Source organism: Bacillota bacterium, assembly GCA_023511455.1.
GTDB lineage: Bacteria > Armatimonadota > HRBIN16 > HRBIN16 > HRBIN16 > HRBIN16.
This window is the reverse complement of sequence record JAIMBJ010000073.1, coordinates 1-2322: the sequence shown is the minus strand read 5'-3', so window position 1 is coordinate 2322 and position 2322 is coordinate 1. Positions and strand designations below refer to the sequence as shown.

General features: G+C 60.9%; 1 protein-coding gene. It reads left to right on the top strand.

The window, feature by feature from the left end:
* Positions 1-158: 158 nt before the first annotated feature.
* Positions 159-1994: an aspartate--tRNA ligase gene (aspS, locus tag K6U75_17245; GenBank protein MCL6476778.1), complete on the top strand. Its 1836-nt coding sequence runs from the start codon at positions 159-161 to the stop codon at positions 1992-1994.
* The last annotated feature ends 328 nt before the right edge of the window (positions 1995-2322 follow it).

The following is a 2322-nucleotide window of genomic DNA, read 5'->3' as shown; positions in this document are numbered from 1 at the left end:
ATATAGACAGCTCCCGACGCTGCGGGAGAGGGGAGTATGACCTCAACCCGTCCCCTCCCCTGCAAGGCGAGGGGCTTCGCGGACTCCCCCGTCCGTTGCAGGGAAGGGTGTTGGGTGGGCAAGTGAAATCTGCCTCAGATGACCACCGCCCCCGAATCATGTATAATAATCCTGCGTCACACCGTAGAACCTGGAGGTTGTTGCCCTTGCAACGCTGGAAACGCACGCACTTTTGCGGGACATTGCGACCGGAACATATCGGTCAACAGGTGATATTGAACGGCTGGGTGCACCGCAGCCGCGACCATGGGGGGTTGATTTTCATCGACCTGCGCGACCGCAGTGGGCTGGTGCAGATAGTGTTCGACCCCAGTAAGGCTCCTGAAGCACATGCCCTTGCCGAAACGGTGCGGGCAGAGTACGTGTTGTCGGTGCAGGGAACGGTTCGGCGTCGGCCAGAAGGACTGGAAAACCCCAAACTCGCAACTGGCGAGGTGGAGGTGCTGGTCAATGAAGCAGAAATACTCAACACTTGCCGCCCCCTGCCCTTCCAGATTGCCGACGAGAACCTGAACGTGGACGAGTCCATCCGCCTGCGGTACCGATACCTCGACCTGCGCCGACCGGAGATGTTCTGCCGCCTCGAGCTGCGCCACAAAGTGGTCAACCTCATTCGGCAGTTCCTCAATGAGCGCGGCTTCATCGAGGTGGAAACCCCTATCCTGATAAAGTCCACACCAGAGGGCGCGCGCGACTACCTGGTGCCCTCGCGGCTGTATCCAGGGCACTTCTACGCCCTGCCACAGTCGCCCCAACAGCTCAAGCAGCTGCTCATGGTGGGCGGGGTGGAGCGGTACTACCAGATTGCCAAGTGCTTCCGTGACGAGGACACCCGCGCCGACCGCCAGCCAGAGTTCACCCAGCTCGACCTCGAGATGTCCTTCGTGGAGCAAGAGGACATCCTGCAGCTCATCGAAGAGATGACCATCTTCGTGGTGGAATCGGTATCCAGCAAGAAGATGATAAAGCCCTGGCCCCGCCTCACTTACGATGAAGCGATGGCGCGCTACGGCACCGACAAGCCAGACCTGCGCTTTGGACTGGAGCTGGTGGACCTCTCGGGGGTGCTGGCGAATACGCAGGCGCAGGTGTTTCGCGCTGCGCTGGACAGCGGCGGACAGGTAAAAGCTATCCGCATTCCCGGCGGCGCGCAATACAGCCGTAAAGACCTCGATGACATTACCGAGTTCGCGCGGCGTTTCGGGGCGAAGGGGCTGGCGACCATCCAGTGGCAGGCGGGCGGTGTCCGCTCCCCCATCGCCAAGTTCCTTACCGCGCAAGAGATAGAAGCCATTCGGCAGGCCACCCAGGCGCAACAGGGCGACATGGTGGCTATCGTGGCTGACCAGCCGAAGGTGGTGGCGAACGTGCTATCCCGCCTGCGCAACGAGTTCGGCCGGCGACTGGGGCTGCTGGGCCCCAACCTGCTGGCGTTCTGCTGGATTGTGGACTTCCCGCTGGTGGAGTGGAACGAGGAAGAGCAGCGGTGGGACCCCATGCATCACCCCTTCACCATGCCCCATCCCGAAGACCTGCCGCTGCTGGATACCGATCCCGCCCGCGTACGCGCCTCCTGCTACGACGTGGTATGCAACGGCGTGGAGTGGGCAAGCGGCAGCATCCGTATCCACCGACGCGACATCCAGCAAAAGGTGTTCAAACTGCTGAACTACACCGAAGAAGAGACGCAGGCACGCTTCGGACACATGCTGGAGGCGTTCGAGTACGGCGCGCCCCCGCACGGCGGAATCGCTCCCGGCATCGACCGACTCGTGATGTTCCTCACCGACGACGAGAACATCCGCGAGGTTATCGCTTTCCCGAAGACGGCGACGGGACAAGACCTGCTCTTTGGTGCGCCCGCGCCGGTGGACGAGAAACAGCTGCGTGAGCTGCACATCCGTGTAGTCTATCCGGAGCAAAAGGGATCATAAAACAGGAGAGGGGGTTGAATCCTGACCTCCGCGCTCTTGGATCCAGCGGCTTACCCCTGAGCGGGGGGCTTTCACACCGGAGAGGGCGGGGCAGGTACCGAACCAAGCCGGACGGGAAACCTCCCGCCTCTCGACTTCAGCTCGGGCAGGCAAACCCCCTCTTGGCTCCGTCGCCCGGTCTTACGCCGGGTCGGGTCCTCACACCTATACAGTACATCGATTCCACATCTTTGTCAAGGGGTAGCACCGCAATTGTGGTTTCCAATTTGAAATGTCCTATTTTATTCCCAATTTGAAATGTCACATCGTCTTAATCCCCGGAAATACC